The 18,171-nt window shown below is 70.6% G+C and carries 15 protein-coding genes; 6 read left to right on the top strand and 9 right to left on the bottom strand.

Going from position 1 to position 18,171, the window contains the following annotated elements; translation table 11 throughout:
* Positions 1–26: 26 nt before the first annotated feature.
* Entirely contained in the window at positions 27–734 is a 708-nt protein-coding gene (locus EO081_RS09010; RefSeq protein ID WP_129341635.1) for a hypothetical protein, read from the top strand.
* 41 nt (positions 735–775) lie between these two features.
* Here EO081_RS09010 and dprA read toward each other — a convergent pair whose 3' ends face one another.
* Together dprA and plsY are read right to left on the bottom strand one after the other, a co-directional pair.
* Entirely contained in the window at positions 776–1,867 is a 1,092-nt protein-coding gene (gene dprA / locus EO081_RS09005; protein ID WP_129341634.1) for a DNA-processing protein DprA, read from the bottom strand.
* Positions 1,860–2,429, bottom strand: coding sequence for a glycerol-3-phosphate 1-O-acyltransferase PlsY (plsY, locus tag EO081_RS09000; RefSeq protein ID WP_129341633.1), 570 nt, complete (start codon positions 2,427–2,429; stop codon positions 1,860–1,862). Before plsY ends, dprA begins: the two co-directional genes overlap by 8 nt.
* A 146-nt stretch (positions 2,430–2,575) precedes the next feature.
* On the opposite strand from plsY, the gene murI reads away from it, so the two are divergent.
* Both murI and hemA read left to right on the top strand, forming a co-directional pair.
* On the top strand, positions 2,576–3,373 hold the full coding sequence (gene murI / locus EO081_RS08995) for a glutamate racemase (protein WP_129341632.1): 798 nt from the start codon (positions 2,576–2,578) through the stop codon (positions 3,371–3,373).
* Positions 3,374–3,446: 73 nt separating this feature from the next.
* Positions 3,447–4,688, top strand: coding sequence for a 5-aminolevulinate synthase (gene hemA / locus EO081_RS08990; protein ID WP_129341631.1), 1,242 nt, complete (start codon positions 3,447–3,449; stop codon positions 4,686–4,688).
* A 94-nt stretch (positions 4,689–4,782) separates the two neighbouring features.
* On the opposite strand, the gene EO081_RS08985 is transcribed toward hemA, so the two are convergent.
* From EO081_RS08985 to EO081_RS08955, 7 genes are all read right to left on the bottom strand, one after another.
* On the bottom strand, positions 4,783–5,721 hold the full coding sequence (locus tag EO081_RS08985; protein WP_129341630.1) for a bifunctional riboflavin kinase/FAD synthetase: 939 nt from the start codon (positions 5,719–5,721) through the stop codon (positions 4,783–4,785).
* Positions 5,722–5,849: 128 nt separating this feature from the next.
* On the bottom strand, positions 5,850–6,317 hold the full coding sequence (locus tag EO081_RS08980; RefSeq protein WP_129341629.1) for a dihydrofolate reductase: 468 nt from the start codon (positions 6,315–6,317) through the stop codon (positions 5,850–5,852).
* Positions 6,314–7,108, bottom strand: a complete 795-nt coding sequence (locus EO081_RS08975; protein WP_129341628.1) for a thymidylate synthase — start codon at positions 7,106–7,108, stop codon at positions 6,314–6,316. Before EO081_RS08975 ends, EO081_RS08980 begins: the two co-directional genes overlap by 4 nt.
* 39 nt (positions 7,109–7,147) lie before the next feature.
* Complete coding sequence (locus EO081_RS08970) at positions 7,148–7,888, bottom strand: class I SAM-dependent methyltransferase (RefSeq protein ID WP_129341627.1); 741 nt, start codon at positions 7,886–7,888, stop codon at positions 7,148–7,150.
* Between the two features lie 62 nt (positions 7,889–7,950).
* Positions 7,951–9,078: a peptide chain release factor 2 gene (gene prfB / locus EO081_RS08965; RefSeq protein WP_129341626.1), complete on the bottom strand. Its 1,128-nt coding sequence runs from the start codon at positions 9,076–9,078 to the stop codon at positions 7,951–7,953.
* A 121-nt stretch (positions 9,079–9,199) separates the two neighbouring features.
* Entirely contained in the window at positions 9,200–11,710 is a 2,511-nt protein-coding gene (locus tag EO081_RS08960; RefSeq protein WP_129341625.1) for a penicillin-binding protein 1A, read from the bottom strand.
* Positions 11,711–11,791: 81 nt separating this feature from the next.
* On the bottom strand, positions 11,792–12,679 hold the full coding sequence (locus tag EO081_RS08955; RefSeq protein ID WP_129341624.1) for an N-acetylmuramoyl-L-alanine amidase family protein: 888 nt from the start codon (positions 12,677–12,679) through the stop codon (positions 11,792–11,794).
* Positions 12,680–13,156: 477 nt separating this feature from the next.
* Here EO081_RS08955 and EO081_RS08950 point away from each other — a divergent pair, with 477 nt between their 5' ends.
* The 3 genes from EO081_RS08950 (at position 13,157) to EO081_RS08940 (ending at position 18,166) form a co-directional block, all read left to right on the top strand.
* A complete protein-coding gene (locus EO081_RS08950) occupies positions 13,157–15,943 on the top strand; it encodes an Rne/Rng family ribonuclease (protein WP_240697621.1) in 2,787 nt (928 codons plus the stop codon).
* 124 nt (positions 15,944–16,067) lie between these two features.
* Complete coding sequence (locus EO081_RS08945) at positions 16,068–17,429, top strand: M48 family metalloprotease (RefSeq protein WP_129341623.1); 1,362 nt, start codon at positions 16,068–16,070, stop codon at positions 17,427–17,429.
* An 8-nt stretch (positions 17,430–17,437) separates the two neighbouring features.
* The gene (locus EO081_RS08940) at positions 17,438–18,166 is read left to right on the top strand and encodes a DsbA family protein (protein ID WP_129341622.1); all 729 of its coding nucleotides are present in this window, start codon (positions 17,438–17,440) and stop codon (positions 18,164–18,166) included.
* The last annotated feature ends 5 nt before the right edge of the window (positions 18,167–18,171 follow it).

Genomic DNA, 18,171 nt, shown 5'->3' with positions numbered 1-18,171 from the left:
GGAAGGATCGTCGCGGGAGGCTGGATGTGCGCAATCTGGATTTCACCAACTGGCACAGCGTGCTCGTCACGCTGGTCGGGCTCGCGCTCTTCACCCTGATCGGCGTCGGCACCCGGCTGCTCGTGATGATGACGATCCAGCAGCGCCGCGAACGCATGAACCGGCAGATCAACGAGCGGCTCCGCACGCTGATCGCCGCCTACAAGACGCTCGGCGGTTCGTTCACGGGGGACCTGACCGTCGACCCCTCCCACCTGCGCGACCTGCGCCGCCGCAGCGATGCCGGTGCCGCCACCGAACCGATGGCGGCGCTCGACCTCACGGCAGAGCGCGCCGCCGGCTCAGAGCGCACTCGCCGCATTCGCGACGCCGTCGAAGCCGCGCTTTCCGATATCATCCTGCTCGGCACCGAGACCCACGTCCGGCTGGCGCAGCAGGCGGTGGAGGAACTCGTCGCCGGCCGTCCGGTCCACACCCATGCCCTGGTGGTGGCGTTGCGCGACTTCATCCGGGAGGCGCTGGGCCTCGACCCGATCCCCGCCGACCTGGCCATGCCGGTCCAGGGCCCCACCCGCCCGGCGGGTTCCGGAGGGCGCGGAAGGGAAGGCGGTGAACGCGGCGGTGGCGGTGGCGGTGGCGGCGGCGGTGAAGGTCGCATGGGCGGCGGCGGCATGGCGATGGGCATCGGCGGCGGCACGGCTCTTGACGAGGACGCTCCCCGCCCTCGCGCCTGATCGCCAACCCCTGCGCACGCGCATGCGCCGCCGGCCTGGCTTCAGCCCCCCAAACTCACCCGGGCGCCCGCATGCCGCTCCAGCCGCCCGGCAAGCTCCAGCTCCAGCAGCACGATCTGCACCACGGCCGCGGAAAGCGTGGACTGGCGGACCAGCTCGTCCACCGGCACCGGCACGGGGCTGAGCAAATCCGTCACCCGCCGCCGTTCTCCCTCGCCGGCGTCGGCAGCGACCGGCCCGGCGTCATACCGGCTGCCGGGCGAGCGGACGCTGCGCGGATCGATCGGGCGCAGCATCTCCGCCACGTCGGCTGCCGACTGGATGAGCGTCGCGCCTTCCCGGATCAGCAGGTTGCAGCCCTGCGCGCGCGGGTCGAGCGGGCTGCCGGGCACCGCCATCACCTCGCGACCCGCCTCAGCCGCCAGGCGCGCGGTGATTAGCGATCCCGACTTGGGCGCAGCCTCCACCACCACCGTCCCCTGCGCCAGTCCCGCGATGATCCGGTTGCGATACGGGAAGTGCCGCGCGCGCGGCTCCGTCCCCGGCGGCTGCTCCGCCACCAGCAGGCCCCGCTCCGCCACCGCCTCCTGCAGCGCGGCATTCTCCGGCGGAAAGGCGATGTCGATCCCGCTCGCGATCACCCCCACCGTCCCACCGGCGAGCGAGCCCGCATGCGCCGCCGTATCGATCCCGCGCGCCAGGCCGGAGACGACGGTGATCCCCTCGCCTGCCAGCGCCTCCGCCAGCTGGCGCGCGAAACGGCAGGCGGCAGCGGACGCATTGCGCGCACCGACCATCGCCACGCACGGCCGTGCCGCCAGCTCCAGGCTGCCGCGCAGGATCAGCGCAGGCGGCGCATTCTCGATCTCTGCCAGCAGCGGCGGATAGTCGGCGTCGTCCAGGAACAGATAGCGCGCGCCCAGCCGCTCGGCCCGCGCGATCTCCCGCCGCACGGCGTCCTCGGGCGCGATCACCGGCGCCCGCCCGCCGCCGCGCGCGGCCAGATGCGGCAGGGCATCCAAGGCGGCAGTGGCGCTGCCGAAGCGCGACACCAGCTGGCGATACGTGATGGGGCCGACGTTCGCGGAACGGATCAGCCGGAGCCGATCGATCCGCGGGTCGGCGTCAGCCACCCTTGCGGCTGCCGACGCGGGGCTCGGTGCCGTCGAGCAGCCGCCCCAGGTTCTCGCGATGCTTCCACAACGCGACCGCGGCCATTCCCAGCAGCAGCAGGACCAGGTCGAACTGCCCGAACCAGGCCGCGCTCACCGGCGCGGAGATGCAGGCGGTCATGCCCGCCACCGAGGAGATGCGCAGCAGCGCAAGCAGCCCCAGCCAGACGACCGCGAAGACCAGCGCGCTCGGCCAGTGGAGCGCCAGCACCACGCCCAGCATCGTGGCGACCCCCTTGCCGCCGCGAAAGCCGAGCCACACGGGATAGCAATGGCCCAGGAACGCAGCCGCCGCCGCGAACGGGCCATGGCCGGGGAACAGCCATTCCGCCAGCACCACCGCAAGCGTGCCCTTGGCCGCGTCCAGCAGCAGCGTCGCCGCGGCCAGCCCCTTGCGCCCGGTGCGAAGCACGTTGGTCGCGCCGATGTTGCCCGATCCGATCGCCCGCAGGTCGCCCGCGCCGAACCACCGCGCGAGCAGCAGCCCGAACGGAATCGCGCCCAGCAGATACCCGAGCAACATTGCGCAAAGCGCCGGCGCCGATGAGAAGTCGGTTGGCAAGACTGATTTCGAACCCCTGTTGCCCCGACGCTAGGCGTTTCGGTATCGGGGCGCAACAACCTCGATCAAAGCGGGAACGTCTCTCCGCGCGCAAGGATCTGCCCCGCATGCCCGACTCCCGCCCGATCCTGTTCTTCGACTCCGGCGTCGGCGGCCTTTCGGTGCTCGCTCCCACCCAGCGACTGCTGCCCCAGGCGCCGATCGTCTATGCAGCGGACTCGGCGGGCTACCCGTATGGCACGCGCAGCGAGGCGGAGATCGCCGGGCGCGTGCCCGCGCTGCTCGGGCGGCTGGCGGAGCGCTATCATCCCCGGCTGATCGTGATCGCCTGCAACACCGCCTCCACCATCGCGCTGCCGGCCGTGCGGGCCGCGCTCGACCTGCCGGTGGTCGGCACCGTCCCGGCGATCAAGCCCGCGGCCGAGTTGAGCCGCACGCGCGTCATCGGCGTGCTCGGGACCGAGGCGACGGTGCGCCAGCCCTATGTCGACGATCTGGCGACGCGATTCGCCGCCGACTGCCGCGTCCTGCGCCACGGCTCGGCCGCGCTGGTCGCCCTTGCCGAGGCGCGGCTGCGCGGGGAGGAGGCGGAGGACGACGCCTATCGCGCCGTGCTCGCGGGCCTGCTCGACCAGCCCGACGGCGAGCGGATCGACGTGATCGTCAACGCCTGCACCCATTTCCCGCTGGTCGCGGACCGGCTGGAGGCGGCCGCCGGGCGCCCGGTGCAGTTCGTCGACGGCGGCGAGGGCATCGCGCGGCGGGTCGCCCATCTGCTCGACGGCGCCGACTGGCCCGATGTGGCGGGTGAAGGCACGGCAGTATTCACCGGCGCCGATCCCGCCATCGCCTTGCTGCGGCCCGCGCTGGCGCGTCTCGGCTTGACCCAGGTCAAATTGCTGTAATCGAACGGGGCATTCGCTCTGAACGAGGCTTTGACAGTGGAAAGACAAAGGTCCTGCCGCTATGCAGACCGGCATGTCCAGCGACGAAATCGTTCGCGCGGTCGATTACAGCCGCGTCTTCAACCAGGCGATTGATCGGCTCCATGCCGAAGGGCGCTACCGCGTCTTCATCGACATTCTGCGCAACAAGGGCATGTTCCCCAACGCGCGCTGCTTCGCCGGGCATAACGGGCCCAAGCCGATCACGGTCTGGTGCTCCAACGACTATCTGGCGATGGGGCAGCACCCCAAGGTGATCGCCGCGATGGAAGAGGCGCTGCACGACGTCGGCGCCGGCTCCGGCGGCACCCGCAACATCGGCGGCAACACCCATTATCACATCGATCTCGAAAGCGAGCTCGCCGACCTCCACGGCAAGGAAGGCGCGCTGCTGTTCACCAGCGGCTATGTCTCCAACGAGGCGACGCTGGCGACGCTGGCCAAGGTGCTGCCCGGCTGCATCATCTTTTCGGACGAGCTCAACCACGCTTCGATGATCGCGGGCATCCGCAACTCGGGCTGCGAGAAGCGCGTCTTCCGCCACAACGACCTGGAGCACCTCGAGGAGCTGCTGGCCGAGTCGGATCCGCAGGCGCCCAAGCTGATCGCGTTCGAAAGCGTCTATTCGATGGACGCCGACATCGCACCGATCGCGGAGATCTGCGACCTCGCCGACAAGTACAACGCGCTGACCTATCTCGACGAAGTCCATGCCGTCGGCATGTACGGCGCACGCGGCGGCGGCATTTCGGAGCGGGATGGCGTCGCCGATCGCCTCAACATCATCGAGGGCACGCTGGGCAAGGCGTTCGGCGTGATGGGCGGCTATATCGCCGCCGATCGCACGATCATCGACGTGATCCGCAGCTATGCGCCCGGCTTCATCTTCACCACCTCGCTGTCGCCGGTGCTGGTCGCAGGCGCGCTTGCCAGCGTCCGCCACCTCAAGGCCTCCTCGGAGGAGCGCGAGGGGCAGCAGGCCGCCGCTGCCCAGCTCAAGGCGATGTTCCGCGACGCCGGCCTGCCGGTGATGGACTCGACCACCCATATCGTGCCGCTGATGGTCGGCGATCCGGTCAAGGCCAAGCGGGTCAGCGACATCCTGCTCGCCGAATACGGCGTCTACGTGCAGCCGATCAACTTCCCGACCGTGCCGCGCGGCACCGAGCGCCTCCGCTTCACCCCCGGGCCCGCCCATGACGAGGCAATGATGCGCGAGCTCACCGATGCGCTGGTCGAGATCTGGGGCCGCCTGGAAATGCGCCGCGCGGCCTGAAGGCTGCGTGCTCCTGCGCAGGCAGGAGCCCAGGGCAACAAAGCGCAACGTCGGATAACTCTTGGCTCCTGCCTGCGCAGGAGCACGGCTCGCGCTAGGTGCGCAGCTTCCCCGCCAACACCGCCCGCGCGTCCTCGCAATCGCGCGCGATCTGCGCCTTCAGCGGGTCGAGCCCGTCGAACCGCCACTCCGGCCGCAGATACCCGATCAGGTCGACCTCGATCCGCTGCCCGTACAAGTCTCCGGAGAAGTCGAAGAAATGCGGCTCGAGCAGCTCCAGCGGCGGCTCGATCATCGGCCGGATGCCCAGGTTGGCGACGCCGTCGAGCACGCGCCCCTCCGGCAGCCGCCCGCGCACCGCATAGATGCCATAGGCCGGCCGCAGATAGGTGCCGAGCGCCAGGTTCGCGGTCGGGAAGCCCAGCTCGCGCCCCAGCCGAGCACCCGGCTCCACCACGCCCTGGATCGCGAACGGGCGGGTCAGCAGCGCCGCGGCCTCCGCCGGCTTGCCCCCCTCCAGCAGCGCGCGGATGCGGCTGGAAGAGACCGGCTCGCCGCCGTCCTCGACCGGCGCCACCGTGTCGACCGAAAAGCCCTGCGCCGCGCCCAGCGCCGCCAGCACCGCGACATTGCCGTCGCGTCCCTTGCCGAAGGTGAAGTCGGCCCCCGTCACCACGCCGCCGATCCCCGCCAGCCCCCGCAGCCGCTCCTCGACGAACGCTGCGGCCGAAAGGCTCGCGAGCGCGGCATCGAACCGGAACACCAGCATCGCATCGGCGCCGGCTTCGGCGAACAGCCGCTCGCGCTGGTCGAGCGTCGTCAGCCGGAACGGCGCGGCGTCGGGCCGGAAGTGGCGAATCGGGTGCGGGTCGAAGGTGGCGACGATCGCCGGCCGGCCCTCGGCATGGGCGCGCGTCACAGCCCGGCGCACCACCGCCTGGTGCCCGAGATGGAAACCATCGAAATTGCCGAGCGCGACGATCCCGCCGCGCAACCCTGCGGCGACCGCCGAGCTACCGTCCAGCCGCTCCATGCCCCGCGCTATAGGGAAAGCCGGCGCGCAGGCAAACCATGCGCGTCACCGCAGGCCGCGCTCCGGGGCTGCCGTGCTCCTGCGCAGGCAGGAGCCCAGGGTACCCCGCGCTACCGTTCGCGGCCTGGCTACCGCACCAGTGTTACGAAGCTGTACCCGGGCCGCTCGCCCTCGGCCGGAAATTCTTCCCGCGCCACCTCGCGCCAGCCTTCGAACGCCGGCACCACCGCATCCCCTTCCGGCGCGGCATGGACCTCGGTCAGCTCGATCCGGTCCGCTTGCGGCAGGAACAGCGCGAACACCTCCGCCCCGCCGATCACCGCCACCTCGCCGCCGCCGGCAAGCGCCAGCGCCGCCTCCGGATCGTGCGCCACCTCGGCGCCGGCGGCCGACCAGTCGCGGTCGCGCGTCAGCACGATGTGGCGCCGTCCCGGCAGCGGACTGGGAAAGCTCTCGAACGTCTTCCTGCCCATCACCATCGGCTTGCCCATGGTGCCCGCCTTGAACCGCTTGAGATCGGCCGGCAGGTGCCAGGGAAGCTGCCCGTCGCGTCCGATCACGCCATTGTCGGCCCGCGCCAGGTGGAAGACGATCATACCGCCACCGGTGCTGCGATATGCGGCTGCGCGGCGTAATCGTGGAGCACGAAGTCCTCCAGTTCATAGCCGTCGATGCCGTCCGGCCGGCGCAGGATCTCCAGCCGCGGCAGCGCCGTCGGCGTGCGCGACAGCTGCGCGCGCGCCTGGTCCAGGTGGTTGAGGTACAGGTGGCAGTCCCCGCCCGTCCACACGAACTCGCCCACCTCCAGCCCGCACTGCTCGGCCAGGATGTGCGTCAGCAGCGCATAGCTCGCGATGTTGAACGGCACGCCCAGGAAGATGTCGGCCGAGCGCTGGTAGAGCTGCAGCGACAGCTTGCCGTTGGCGACATGGCACTGGAACAGGCAGTGGCAGGGCGCCAGCGCCATCGCCGGCAGGTCCCCGGGGTTCCAGGCGGAGACCACCATCCGCCGCGACGCCGGGTTACTTTTCAGCGTCGCGATCAGCTCGGCGATCTGGTCCAGGTGACGCCCGTCGGCCGTCTCCCAGTCGCGCCACTGCTTGCCATAGACGGGGCCGAGGTCGCCCGACTCGTCGGCCCACTCGTCCCAGATGCGCACCTTGCGCTCCTGCAGCCAGCGGACATTGGTGTCGCCGCGCAGGAACCACAGCAGTTCCACGATGATCGAGCGCAGGTGCAGCTTCTTGGTGGTGAGCACCGGGAAGCCCGCCGAAAGGTCGAAGCGCATCTGGTGGCCGAACACCGAACGGGTGCCCACGCCGGTGCGGTCCATCGTCTCCACGCCCGTGTCGAGCGCGCGCTGCATCAGGTCTAGATATTGCTGCATGCCGCCGGGGTAGCGGCTGCGCGCGCGCAGAGGAAGCCGCTAGTCAGCCTTGGGTGCCGACGCCGGGCCCGCCTGCGGGTTCAGCCGGCACGGGCGGATCGCGCTGGGCTCAGGCCGCGGCCCCACCGCCTGGAAGGTCGCGAGATAGCCGCCCGCGGACGGCATCGGCCGCATCGCCACCTGGCGATAGCCGACCGCCTCGAACTCGCAGCGCAACAGCGCCGGCGGCGTGCCGTGATTCTGCGTCGCACGGTTGGCGTCCACCACCACGACAAGGCCGTCCGGCCGCAGCGACGGCCGCAGGTGCCACAGGAACGCGTAGGGCTCGGCGATCTCATGGTACATGTGCACCATCAGCACCCGGTCGAAGCTCGCCTCGGGCAGCCGCGGGTCGTCTGCCTTGCCCAGCCGTACGCTGACGCTGTCGAGCCGCTCGCGCGCGACGCGCTGGGCGAGCGCGTCGCGCACCTCCGGCACGATGTCCTCGGCCAGCACCCGGCCGTCAGGGCCGACGCGCTGGGCCAGGCGGATCGTGTAATAGCCCTCGCCCGCGCCGATGTCGGCGACCGTCATCCCCTTGGCGATGCCGGCGCCGTCCATCACTTCCTCGGCCTCGTTCAGCCGGTCGCGCGCTTCCTCGGTCGACCAGCGCGCCGACACGATGGTCGCGACCGGCCGGTCGGCCGCCGGGAAGTCGGATGCCTTCGCCTCGGACTTGCGCTCGGGCAGCTTGGGCTCGGTCGCGTCGCAGGCGCCCAGCAACAGGGCGCACGCCGCCATCGCCGCCCCCCCGGCCAACGCCGCGCGGCGCCTATCCAGCCCAGGCAGGACCCGCCCCACGTTCAGTCGACGTCCTCCACCTCGACCGTCTCGCCGGTCACGCGCTGCGACAGCGCCGCCGCCATGAACGGATCGAGTGCACCGTCGAGCACGTCGCCCGGCGCGGTTGAGGTCACGCCCGTGCGCAGGTCCTTGACCAGCTGGTACGGCTGGAGGACGTAGGAGCGGATCTGGTGGCCCCAGCCGATGTCGGTCTTGGTGGCGTTCTGCGCGTTGGCCGCCGCCTCGCGCTCGGCCAGCTCCCGCTCGTACAGACGCGCGCGCAGCTGGTTGTACGCCTCGGCCTTGTTCTTGTGCTGCGAACGCTGGTTCTGGCACTGCACCACGATCCCGGTCGGCAGGTGGGTGATGCGCACCGCCGAATCGGTCGTGTTGATGTGCTGCCCGCCCGCGCCCGACGCGCGGTACGTGTCGATGCGCAGCTCGCTCTCGTTGATCTCGATGTCGATGTTGTCGTCGATCACCGGATAGACCCACACGCTCGAAAAGCTCGTGTGGCGCCGCGCCGCGCTGTCGTACGGGCTGATGCGCACCAGCCGGTGCACGCCGCTCTCGGTCTTGGCATAGCCATAGGCGTTCTCGCCCTTGACCAGCAGCGTCGCCGACTTGATGCCCGCCTGCTCGCCGGCATGATAGTCGATCAGCTCGACCTTCATGCCGCGCCGCTCGGCCCAGCGCGTGTACATGCGCTGCAGCATGCCCGCCCAGTCCTGGCTCTCGGTACCGCCGGCGCCCGAGTTGATCTCGATATAGGTGTCGTTGGCGTCGGCCTCGCCGGACAGCAGCGCCTTCACCTTGTCCTGCTCGGCGCGTTCCGCCAGCTGGGCCAGGCTCTGCGTGCCCTCGTCCGCCATCTCGGCGTCGCCCTCGGCATCCGCCATCTCGATCAGCTCGACCGTGTCGGACAGTTCCGCCTCGATCGCGCGGGTCGCGGTGATCGCCTCGTCCAGCCGGCGGCGCTCGCGCATCACTTCCTGCGCGGCCTTGGGGTCGTTCCACAGGCTCTGGTCCTCGACGCGCGCGTTCAGCTCGTCGAGGCGGCGCAGCGCGCGGTCCCAGTCGAGGAAGCGGCGCAAGAGCGCCAGCGCGTCGTTGATCTTGTCGACATGGGCTTGCGCTTCGGCGCGCATCGAAATTCTCTCCACCTTCGAAGACCCCGGATGAACCCGGGAATCTCGGGCCGCAAGGGCGGCGCTTCAATGTATCGTCAGAAAGGAACTGCCGGCTCGGGCAGGATGGTCATCCCCGCCCCTAGTAAATGCCGCCCTCCCTTTGCAAGAAATCGCTGTCCTGCGGGGCCGTCTGCGCGCGCGGGGCGGCCTTCTGGACCGGTGCCGCCTCTTCGCCCTCGCGCGAACGGCGCGCGCGGCGGCGCGGTTCGCTCTCCGGCTTGAAGGCTTCCCAGATCACCGATGCCTTTGGATCCGTCGTCGGCCAGGCGCCGTAGACCGGCTTGCCGCTCCCCCGGTCGACGCGCACCATGCGGATGCCCGCGGGTGCGGTGAACGGCAGCTTCTCCATGCCCTCGAACGCCTTGAGCGCGAACGCCTTGAAGATCGGCGCCGCGAGCGTGCCGCCCTGCGCATAGCCGCCCAGGTTCCGGGGCGTGTCATAGCCGATGTAGAGGCCGCCGATCATCTGCGGCGTGCCGCCCACGAACCACACGTCGGTCGGCCCGTTGTTGGTGCCGGTCTTGCCCATCATCGGCCGGTCGAGGTCGCGGAGCGTGACGGCGGTGCCGCGCTGGACGACGCCCTCGGTGATGTGGACCATCTGGTAGGCGGTGAGCGGGTCGAGCAGCTGGCGCGATCGGATCACCGGCCGCGGCATCGCCTTGCCGTCCCAGTCGCGCGCGTTGCAGCGGTCGCACGCGCGCCAGTCCTGCGGCCAGATCACTTTGCCGTGGCGGTCCTGGACGAAGTCGATGACGCTCGGCTTCAGCGCGCGGCCATGGTTCACCAGGATCGAATAGGCGTTGACCATCCGCGCGACCGTCGTCTCGCCCGCGCCCAGCGCATAGGAGAGATAGGACGGATAGCGCCCCTCGCTCACCCCCAGCCGCTGGATCAGGTCGGTGACGTTCTTCATGCCCGTCGCCGCCGCCGCGCGGACCGTCATCAGGTTGCGCGACTGCTCGATGCCCCAGCGCATGGTGTGCGGGCCGGCATAGGAGCCGGAGAAGTTGCGGAAGCACTTGGTGCCCAGCCGCCCGCCCTGATCCACGCAATAGGGCGCGTCGGCGATGATGGTCGCCGGGGTCATGCCCTTTTCCAGCGCGGCCGAATAGACGATCGGCTTGATGGTCGATCCCGGCTGGCGCTTGGCCTGGGTCGCGCGGTTGAACGCCTGCAGCCGCGAATCGAACCCGCCCTGCATTGCCAGGATGCGCCCGGTACGCGGCTCCTCGACCACCATGCCGCCCGAAACGCGCGGAACCGAGCGGAGCGCGAAATGGCCGCCCTCGGGCGCCACCGCGATGATGTCGCCGGCCTTGAGCGCGCCAAAGGCAGCGCCGCCCGTGCCCCGCACCGGCATCTGCGCGGCCGAGCGCGGCAGCGTCCCCGTGCTGCCGTCGGCAAAGCCGATCACGGCCGAACCGCTGTCGCGCGACACGACGATGCCGGCGCGCCAGTCGCTATAGTCCAGCCCGATGTTGGTGTTGAGCAGCGCCTGCTGCCAGCGGTCGCCGTCGATCTCGACTTGGCGCACCGGCCCGGACCAGCCACGCCCCGATTCGTAGCGGATCAGCCCGCGCCGCAGCGCGTCCTGGGCAAAGCCCTGCAGCCGCGGGTCGAGCGAGGTGCGCACCCACAGGCCGCCCGCATAGACGCTGTGCGGCCCGTCCTTGTCGTTCTCGCCGAAGCGGCCGAGCAGCTGGCGGCGCACCTCCTCGATGAAATAGCCGCCGACGCGTTCGAACCGCGGCGTCTGGCGGGGCGTGGTGCCGAGCGGCTGGGCGACGGCCCCGTCATGCTGCGCCTGGGTGATGAAGCCGTTGCGCTGCATCTCGCCCAGCACCCAGTTGCGCCGTGCGATCGCGCGATCATAGCCGCGCTCGGGCGTGTAGTTGGACGGCCCCTTGGGCAGGATCGCCAGATAGGCCATCTGCGCGAGCGACAGCTGCTCCAGGTCCTTGTCGAAATACGCGTGGCTCGCCGCCTCGACGCCGAACGCGTTCCGGCCGAGCGCGATCTGGTTGAGGTAGAGCTCCAGGATCTGCTGCTTGGTCAGCACGTCCTCGATGCGATAGGCGAGGAACGCCTCCTTCGCCTTGCGGACGTAGCTCACCTCGTTGCTCAGCAGCAGGTTCTTGGCGACCTGCTGGGTGATGGTCGAGGCGCCGATCGGGCGGCCGTCGTTGCGCAGGTTGGTCAGGATGGCGCTGGCGATGCCGGGGTAGTCGACGCCGTGGTGCTCGAAGAAGGTGCGGTCCTCCGCGGCCAGGAACGCCTTGACCAGCAGCGGCGGATATTCGGCATAGGACAGCTCGACCCGGCGCTCGCGGGCATAGCTGTGGATCGGCGTTCCCTCGATCCCGCGCACGTTGGTGGGCAGCGGCGGCTCGTAGCTGCGCAGCGCCTCCACCGACGGCAGCGTGCGGATCAGGAAGAACCAGATCACCACCATCGCCAGGCCCGCAAGCAGCGCGGCCCAGGCGAGCAGGCGGAACCACCAGCGGCGCCGGATGCGGCGGAAACGGGCGCGCCGGCCCTCGGGCGCGGGTTCTGGGCGGGCGGTCGCGGGATCGAAAGCGGCACTCATCGGCCGCGCGATGTAGCAGGTTTGGACCGCCGTGCCAGCAGCTTGGCCGCGGGGCGCCGGTCGACTCGCCCCGCCCGGGCGTCAGCGTGCGGCGAGACGGCGTGCGAAATGCACCTCCACCGCACGCCGCACGCTTTCGGCAAGGGCGCGCCGGCCGGAGTCCGAATTGAGCCGCTTGGCGTCGCCCTCGTTCGAGATGTAGCCCGTCTCGAACAGGATCGACGGCATGTCCGGCGCCTTCAGCACCATCAGCGACGCCATGCGATGGTAGTTGGGCTTCAGCGGCACCAGCGGCTTGGCCTCGCGCCCAAGAAGACGGGCGAAACCGGCCGAGGCGTTCATGGTCTCGCGCTGCGTCAGGTCGATCAGGATCGACGAGATGTCGGCCGACGCATCCGCCAGGTCGACGCCCGCCAGGATGTCCGCCTTGTTCTCGCGCGCCGCCAGGCGGGCCGCCTCGCGATCGGAGGCGACTTCGGACAGCGTGTAGATCGACGCGCCCGATGCGCCCTGATTCTCCGCACTGTCGCAGTGCACCGAGATGAAGAGGTCCGCGCCCAGCCGCCGGGCGATGCCGAATCGCTCCTGCAGGATCAGGAACTCGTCGCGGTCGCGGGTCAGCGCCACCCGGACCCGGCCCGACGCCAGCAGCCGGTCGCGCATTTCGCGCGCTAGCTTCAGCGTCAGGTCCTTTTCGCGCAGGCCCCCGTCCCAGGATGCCAGCGCGCCGGGATCATGCCCGCCATGGCCTGCGTCGATCACCACCAGCGGCCGCCCGGCCACACCCTCGATGCGCGGCAGGCGCCCGGCCTTGCGCGCGGCCGGCACGGTCATCCGCGCCCGGGCCGCATCGCCTCCCGGCGGCGGCGCTGCGGTTGCGACCAGTGGCGAGGCCAGCATTGCCAGCGCGGCGGCGCAGAGCCCCGCAGTGCGAAGGGTGGGTCCGAACCCTGCCCAGCGTGAAATCATAAGCCTACTCGTTGTCCGCGTGCAGTCTTGTCGGGGGCGCGCCCCCTTGCCCGAGCAATGGTGAAAGCTTCGGGTTAAAGTCTTCCTAAGCCTGTTCGCCGATGCAAGCCCCGTGCGGCCGGCAGGTGCCGTAGCGCGCTGTTGCCGCATCGCAACGGCAATGCTACGCAGCGGATACGCCGTTTGTCGTCCAATCGACGGCCGGCGCTCCCACACCCGCCCGCCGCATCTGCGCCGACCAGCGGGGAAACCAGGTTGACGCTCGCATGAGGCATGTTCCGTCCCGTTCCAGCAGCACCGCGATAGGCGGACGCTGGTCGGTGACGTTTGGCCCGGACCACCGGTCCGGCCATGCCCGTGCGGCAGAGGCATTCATCGACCCATGCAGCGCCGCCGCGGATCCCGATCCGCCCGGCAGCGCCGCCCATGGCGCGCCGCGCCGGCCCAAGGCCGCCCGCCGCGCCCGGAGACTTTTCAATGACCACGCGTATGCTGATCGACGCACGCCACCGGGAGGAAACCCGAGTGGCTGTCGTCAAAGGGAACCGGATCGAGGAGTTCGACTTCGAATCCGCTGAGCGCAAGCAGCTCAAGGGCAATATCTATCTCGCCAAGGTGACGCGCGTGGAGCCGTCGCTCCAGGCCGCGTTCGTCGAATACGGCGGCAACCGCCACGGCTTCCTAGCCTTTTCCGAAATCCACCCCGACTATTACCAGATCCCCAAGGAGGATCGCGAGGCGCTGCTGCGCGAGGAGGCCGAGCACGCCGCCGAGGAAGCCGCCCTGCGCGCTCGTGAGGACGACGAGGACGAGGACGACGAAGGCTACGACGACGAAGACGCGATCGCGCTGGACGCGGACGGCGACGTCGACGTGCTGGAGCACGACGAGGACGAGCACGACGAGGAAGCGGGCGAAGACGCCGGCGACGACGAGGGCACGCCCGCGCCGTCCAACCGCAAGCGCAAGCGCCGTGGCGGCGGCGACGATGCCGCGGTCGACGCGCTGCGCCAGCGCCGCATGAATCTGCGCCGCCGCTACAAGATCCAGGACGTGATTCGCCGCCGCCAGGTGCTGCTGGTCCAGGTCGTCAAGGAAGAGCGCGGCAACAAGGGCGCGGCCCTCACCACCTATCTCAGCCTCGCCGGCCGCTACTGCGTGCTCATGCCCAACACCGCGCACGGCGGCGGCATCAGCCGCAAGATCAGCTCGTCGTCGGACCGCAAGCGGCTGAAGTCGATCATGTCCGAGCTGCAGCTGCCGCCCAGCATGGGCTGCATCGTGCGCACCGCCGGGCTTCAGCGCACCAAGACCGAGATCAAGCGCGACTTCGACTATCTCGCCCGCGTGTGGGACGGCATCCGCGAGCAGACGCTGCACTCGACCGCGCCCGCGCTGGTCTATGGCGACAGCGACCTCCTGAAGCGCGCGATCCGCGACATCTACAACCGCGACATCGAGGAAGTGATCGTCGAGGGCGAGGACGGCTATCGTCAGGCCCGCGAGTTCATGAAGCTCCTGATGCCGAGCCACGCGCGCAAGGTGAAGCAGTACGCCGACGCGGTGCCGCTGTTCCAACGCGCCGGCGTCGAGGACCAGCTGGGCGCCATGTACAACCCGGTCGTCCAGCTGAAGTCGGGCGGCTATCTCGTCATCAACCCGACCGAGGCGCTGGTGTCGATCGACATCAACTCGGGCCGCTCGACGCGCGAGCACAACATCGAGCAGACCGCGACCGCGACCAACCTGGAAGCGGCGCAGGAAATCGCCCGCCAGCTGCGCCTGCGCGACATGGCCGGCCTCGTCGTCATCGACTTCATCGACATGGACCACGGGTCCAACGTCCGGAAGGTCGAGAAGGCGATGAAGGAGGCGCTCAAGAACGATCGTGCGCGCATCCAGGTCGGCCGCATCTCCGCCTTCGGCCTGATGGAGATGAGCCGCCAGCGCCTGCGCACCGGCGTGCTCGAGGCGTCCACCCGCACCTGCCCGCATTGCGAGGGCTCTGGCCTGGTCCGCACCGCGTCGTCCGCGGGTCTCTCGGCGCTGCGCATGATCGAGGACGAGGCCGCCCGGGGCCGCGGCTCCGAACTGCTGCTGCGCTGCAGCCAGGAAGCGGCGTTCTACGTGCTCAACAAGAAGCGCGCCGACATCGCCGAGATCGAGGATCGCTATGGCGTGACCGTCGAGGTCACGGCCGACGGCACGCTCGAGGGTGCGCGCATGACGGTCGAGGCCGCCGGCCCGCCCCCGGCCTATCCGCCCAAGATCGCGCCCCTGCTCGAATTGCCCGAGGACGAGTTCCTCGACGAGATCGAGGACGAGGAGGAGCTGGACGAGGCCGAGGAGGCGACGGAAGCGCGCGAGGAACAGCCGCAGCGTCGCCGCGACGAGGACGAAGGCGAAGGCCGCAAGCGCCGCCGTCGCCGTCGCGGTCGCCGCGGTCGCAACCGCGAGGACGCGTCCGGCAATCCGGAAGCCGATGAGGCCGAGGACGTCGCTGACACCGACGAGGAAGCCGAGGCCGTCGAGGTCGAGGCGCTCGACGAAGTCGAGGCAGCTCCCGCAGGCGAGAACGACGCCGCGGGCGAGGGCCGCCGTCGTCGCCGTCGCGGCCGTCGCGGCGGTCGTCGCAGCGACGCTCCGGCATCGGCGGGCGAAGCCGAGACTGCGGCGCAGGACGAGGCTCCGGCCGAGACCAGCGCTCCGGTAGAGGCCGCGCCGGAAGCGGCTCCGGCCGAAGCCCCGGCCGAGCCGGTCGCCGAAGCGCCCGCAGCGCAAGCACCGGTTGCGGAAGAGGCGCCCGCCAAGCCCAAGCGCACCCGTCGCCGTCCGTCGGCCCGTCCGGCCGAGGCAGCAGCGGCGGAGGCGGCTCCCGCCCGGGCGAGCGAGGCTCCGGCCCCCGAGGCCGAGGCTCCCGCCGCCGAGGAAGCGCCCAAGCCCAAGCGCACCCGCCGCCGCAAGGTAGCGGAGCCCGCGGCCGAGGCGGAGGCGCCGGTCGAGGCCGCGCCCCCGGCGCCGGCCGAGGAGGCACCGGCGAAGCCCAAGCGCACCCGTCGCCGCAAGGTAGCGGAGCCTGCGGCCGAGGCGGCGCCGGAAGCGGAAGCGGCAGCGCCCGCAGCCGAACCCGCGCCGCCCGCCGCGCAGCCCGAAGCAGCACCGGCGGACACCGACGCCGACGCTGCCCAGGACGATGCCTCGCCCGAAGCCCCCGAAGGCGCTACGCCGCGCCGCGGCTGGTGGCAGCGCACCTTCGGCGCATGAGCCACGCGACCCCTCCCGCCGCCCGCGGCGGGAGGGGTTCGCTTCACCGGCGGTTCAGCCGCACACCGGCAGCAGCGAGACGCCCGCGTTGAACCCCGCGCCGGCATCGCCGATAAGGACCGGCATGAAGCGCATCCTCGCAGGTTTCGCCACCGCGCTCCTCCTCTGCGCGCAGCCAGCCGCCGCCCAGTCGATCCTGCGCGACGCCGAGACCGAGTCGCTGCTCGCCGACATGGCCCGGCCCATCGCCGTCGCCGCGGGGCTCGACCCGAAGAACTTCACCGTCGTCCTGCTCAACGACCCCAGCGTCAACGCCTTCGTCGCCGGCGGGCAGACGGTCTATCTCCACTCCGGCCTGATCGACGAAGCCGACAACATCAACGAAGTGCAGGGCGTCGTCGCGCACGAGGTCGGCCACATCATCGGCGGCCATGTCGCGCTGGCCGGTCGCGGCGCGGGCCCCGCCACCAGCATCTCGATCCTCAGCCTGCTGCTCGGCGTCGCCGCCGTCGCCGCCGGCGCGGGCCAGGCGGGCGCGGGCATCCTTGCCGCCGGCCAGCAGGCCGCGCTCGGCAACTATCTCGCCTTCAGCCGCACCCAGGAAACCTCTGCCGACGCCGCCGGCGCCCGCTACCTCGGCGCCGCCGGGGTTAATGGCGCGGGCATGCTGTCCTTCTTCAAGAAGCTCCAGAACATGGAGTACCGCCTCGCGATCCCGCAGGAGAACAGCTACAACCGCACCCACCCCTTGAGCGGCGAGCGCATCAGCGCGCTGACGGCGGATCTTCAGGCGCAGCCCGCTTGGGGCAAGCCGACCGATCCCGCGCTCCAGGAACGTTTCCTGCGCGTCCAGGCGAAGCTGCGCGGCTACGTCAACGATCCCAAGGAAACGCTGCGCCGCTATCCGGCGAGCGACAACAGCATCCCGGCCCATTACGCCCGCGCCTATGCCTATCACCTGACGGGCTATCCCGATCAAGCGCAGCAGGAGACCGCCGCGCTGGTGCAGGCCAAGCCCCACGACCCCTATTTCCTGGAACTCCAGGGACAGATCCTCCTGGAGTCCGGCCGCCCCGCCGACGCGCTCGCGCCGCTGCGCGAGGCCACCCAGCGCACCAATTCGCAACCGCTGATCGCCGCCACCTTCGGCCACGCGCTGATCGCGACCGAGGATCCCGCCCATCTGGCGGAGGCCGAGCAGGTGCTGCGCCAGGCGGTCGGCCGTGATCGCGCAAACCCGTTCGCCTGGACCCAGCTTGCCACCATCTACGAGCGCAAGGGCGATCAGCCCCGCGTCGCGCTTGCCATGGCAGAGCGGGCGAGCCTGATCGGTGAGCCGCAGATGGCGCTTGCCAGCGCCCGCGCCGCGGTCGCCGGCTTGCCCGAGGGAAGCTCCGAACGGCTCCGCGCGCAGGACATCCAGATGATCGCGCAGAACGAACTCGACGAGCGCAAGCCCAGCCGCCGGCGCCTCAGCGCGCAATAAGGACCCCGATGCCGCGTAATCCTATCCTCGCCTTCGGTGCGCTGCTGCTCGCCGCGCTGCTGGGCGCTGCCACCTTTGCGCTGCTGCAGCCGCTCCTTCCCGGCAGCGACCGCGCCCGTACCGAGGCGATCGTCCGCGACTATGTGCTCTCGCACCCCGAAATCCTGCCGGAAGCCATGCAGAAGCTCCAGGAGCGCGAGGTCGGCAAGGCCGTGGCTGCCAACCGCAGCGGCATCGAGACCCCGTTCGCCGGCGCCTTCGCCGGCAACCCCCAGGGCGACGTCACGCTGGTCGCCTACATGGACTATGCCTGCGGCTATTGCCGCGCGAGCCTGCCGGCGATCGAGAAGCTGCTCGCCGACGATCCCAAGGTCCGCATCGTCTATCGCGAGCTGCCGATCCTGAGCCCCGGCAGCCGCACCGCCGCCGAATGGGCGCTCGCCGCCGCCGAACAGGGCAAGTTCCGCCCCTTCCACGTCGCGCTCTATGCGGAGCAGGATCTCGGCGAGGATGCGATCGCGCGCGCCGCGGCCAGGGCCGGGCTCGACGTCGCGCGCGCACGCGCCGCGATCCGCTCGCCGGCCATCGCGCAGGAGATCACGCGCAACATGCAGCAGGCGGGGCAGCTCGGCGTCACCGGCACGCCCACCTGGGTCGTCGGCGACCAGATGCTGAGCGGCGCGATCGGCTACGAAGGGCTTTCCGCCGCAGTCGCAAAGGCACGTGCGGGCGCCTGATCCGT

Source organism: Sphingomonas desiccabilis, from assembly GCF_004135605.1.
GTDB classification, from domain to species: domain Bacteria; phylum Pseudomonadota; class Alphaproteobacteria; order Sphingomonadales; family Sphingomonadaceae; genus Sphingomonas; species Sphingomonas desiccabilis.
This window is presented reverse-complemented; position numbering and strand designations above follow the sequence as displayed.

Bases quoted from the DNA above. Each gene is read 5' to 3' on its own strand.
- plsY (WP_129341633.1), bottom strand. From the start codon at position 2,429: ATGTTGCTCGGGTATCTGCTGGGCGCGATTCCGTTCGGGCTGCTGCTC.
- murI (WP_129341632.1), top strand. From the start codon at position 2,576: ATGCCCGACTCCCGCCCGATCCTGTTCTTCGACTCCGGCGTCGGCGGC.
- hemA (WP_129341631.1), top strand. From the start codon at position 3,447: ATGTCCAGCGACGAAATCGTTCGCGCGGTCGATTACAGCCGCGTCTTC.
- EO081_RS08985 (WP_129341630.1), bottom strand. From the start codon at position 5,721: ATGGAGCGGCTGGACGGTAGCTCGGCGGTCGCCGCAGGGTTGCGCGGC.
- EO081_RS08980 (WP_129341629.1), bottom strand. From the start codon at position 6,317: ATGATCGTCTTCCACCTGGCGCGGGCCGACAATGGCGTGATCGGACGC.
- EO081_RS08975 (WP_129341628.1), bottom strand. From the start codon at position 7,108: ATGCAGCAATATCTAGACCTGATGCAGCGCGCGCTCGACACGGGCGTG.
- EO081_RS08970 (WP_129341627.1), bottom strand. From the start codon at position 7,888: ATGGCGGCGTGCGCCCTGTTGCTGGGCGCCTGCGACGCGACCGAGCCC.
- prfB (WP_129341626.1), bottom strand. From the start codon at position 9,078: ATGCGCGCCGAAGCGCAAGCCCATGTCGACAAGATCAACGACGCGCTG.
- EO081_RS08960 (WP_129341625.1), bottom strand. From the start codon at position 11,710: ATGAGTGCCGCTTTCGATCCCGCGACCGCCCGCCCAGAACCCGCGCCC.
- EO081_RS08955 (WP_129341624.1), bottom strand. From the start codon at position 12,679: ATGATTTCACGCTGGGCAGGGTTCGGACCCACCCTTCGCACTGCGGGG.
- EO081_RS08950 (WP_240697621.1), top strand. From the start codon at position 13,157: ATGACCACGCGTATGCTGATCGACGCACGCCACCGGGAGGAAACCCGA.
- EO081_RS08945 (WP_129341623.1), top strand. From the start codon at position 16,068: ATGAAGCGCATCCTCGCAGGTTTCGCCACCGCGCTCCTCCTCTGCGCG.
- EO081_RS08940 (WP_129341622.1), top strand. From the start codon at position 17,438: ATGCCGCGTAATCCTATCCTCGCCTTCGGTGCGCTGCTGCTCGCCGCG.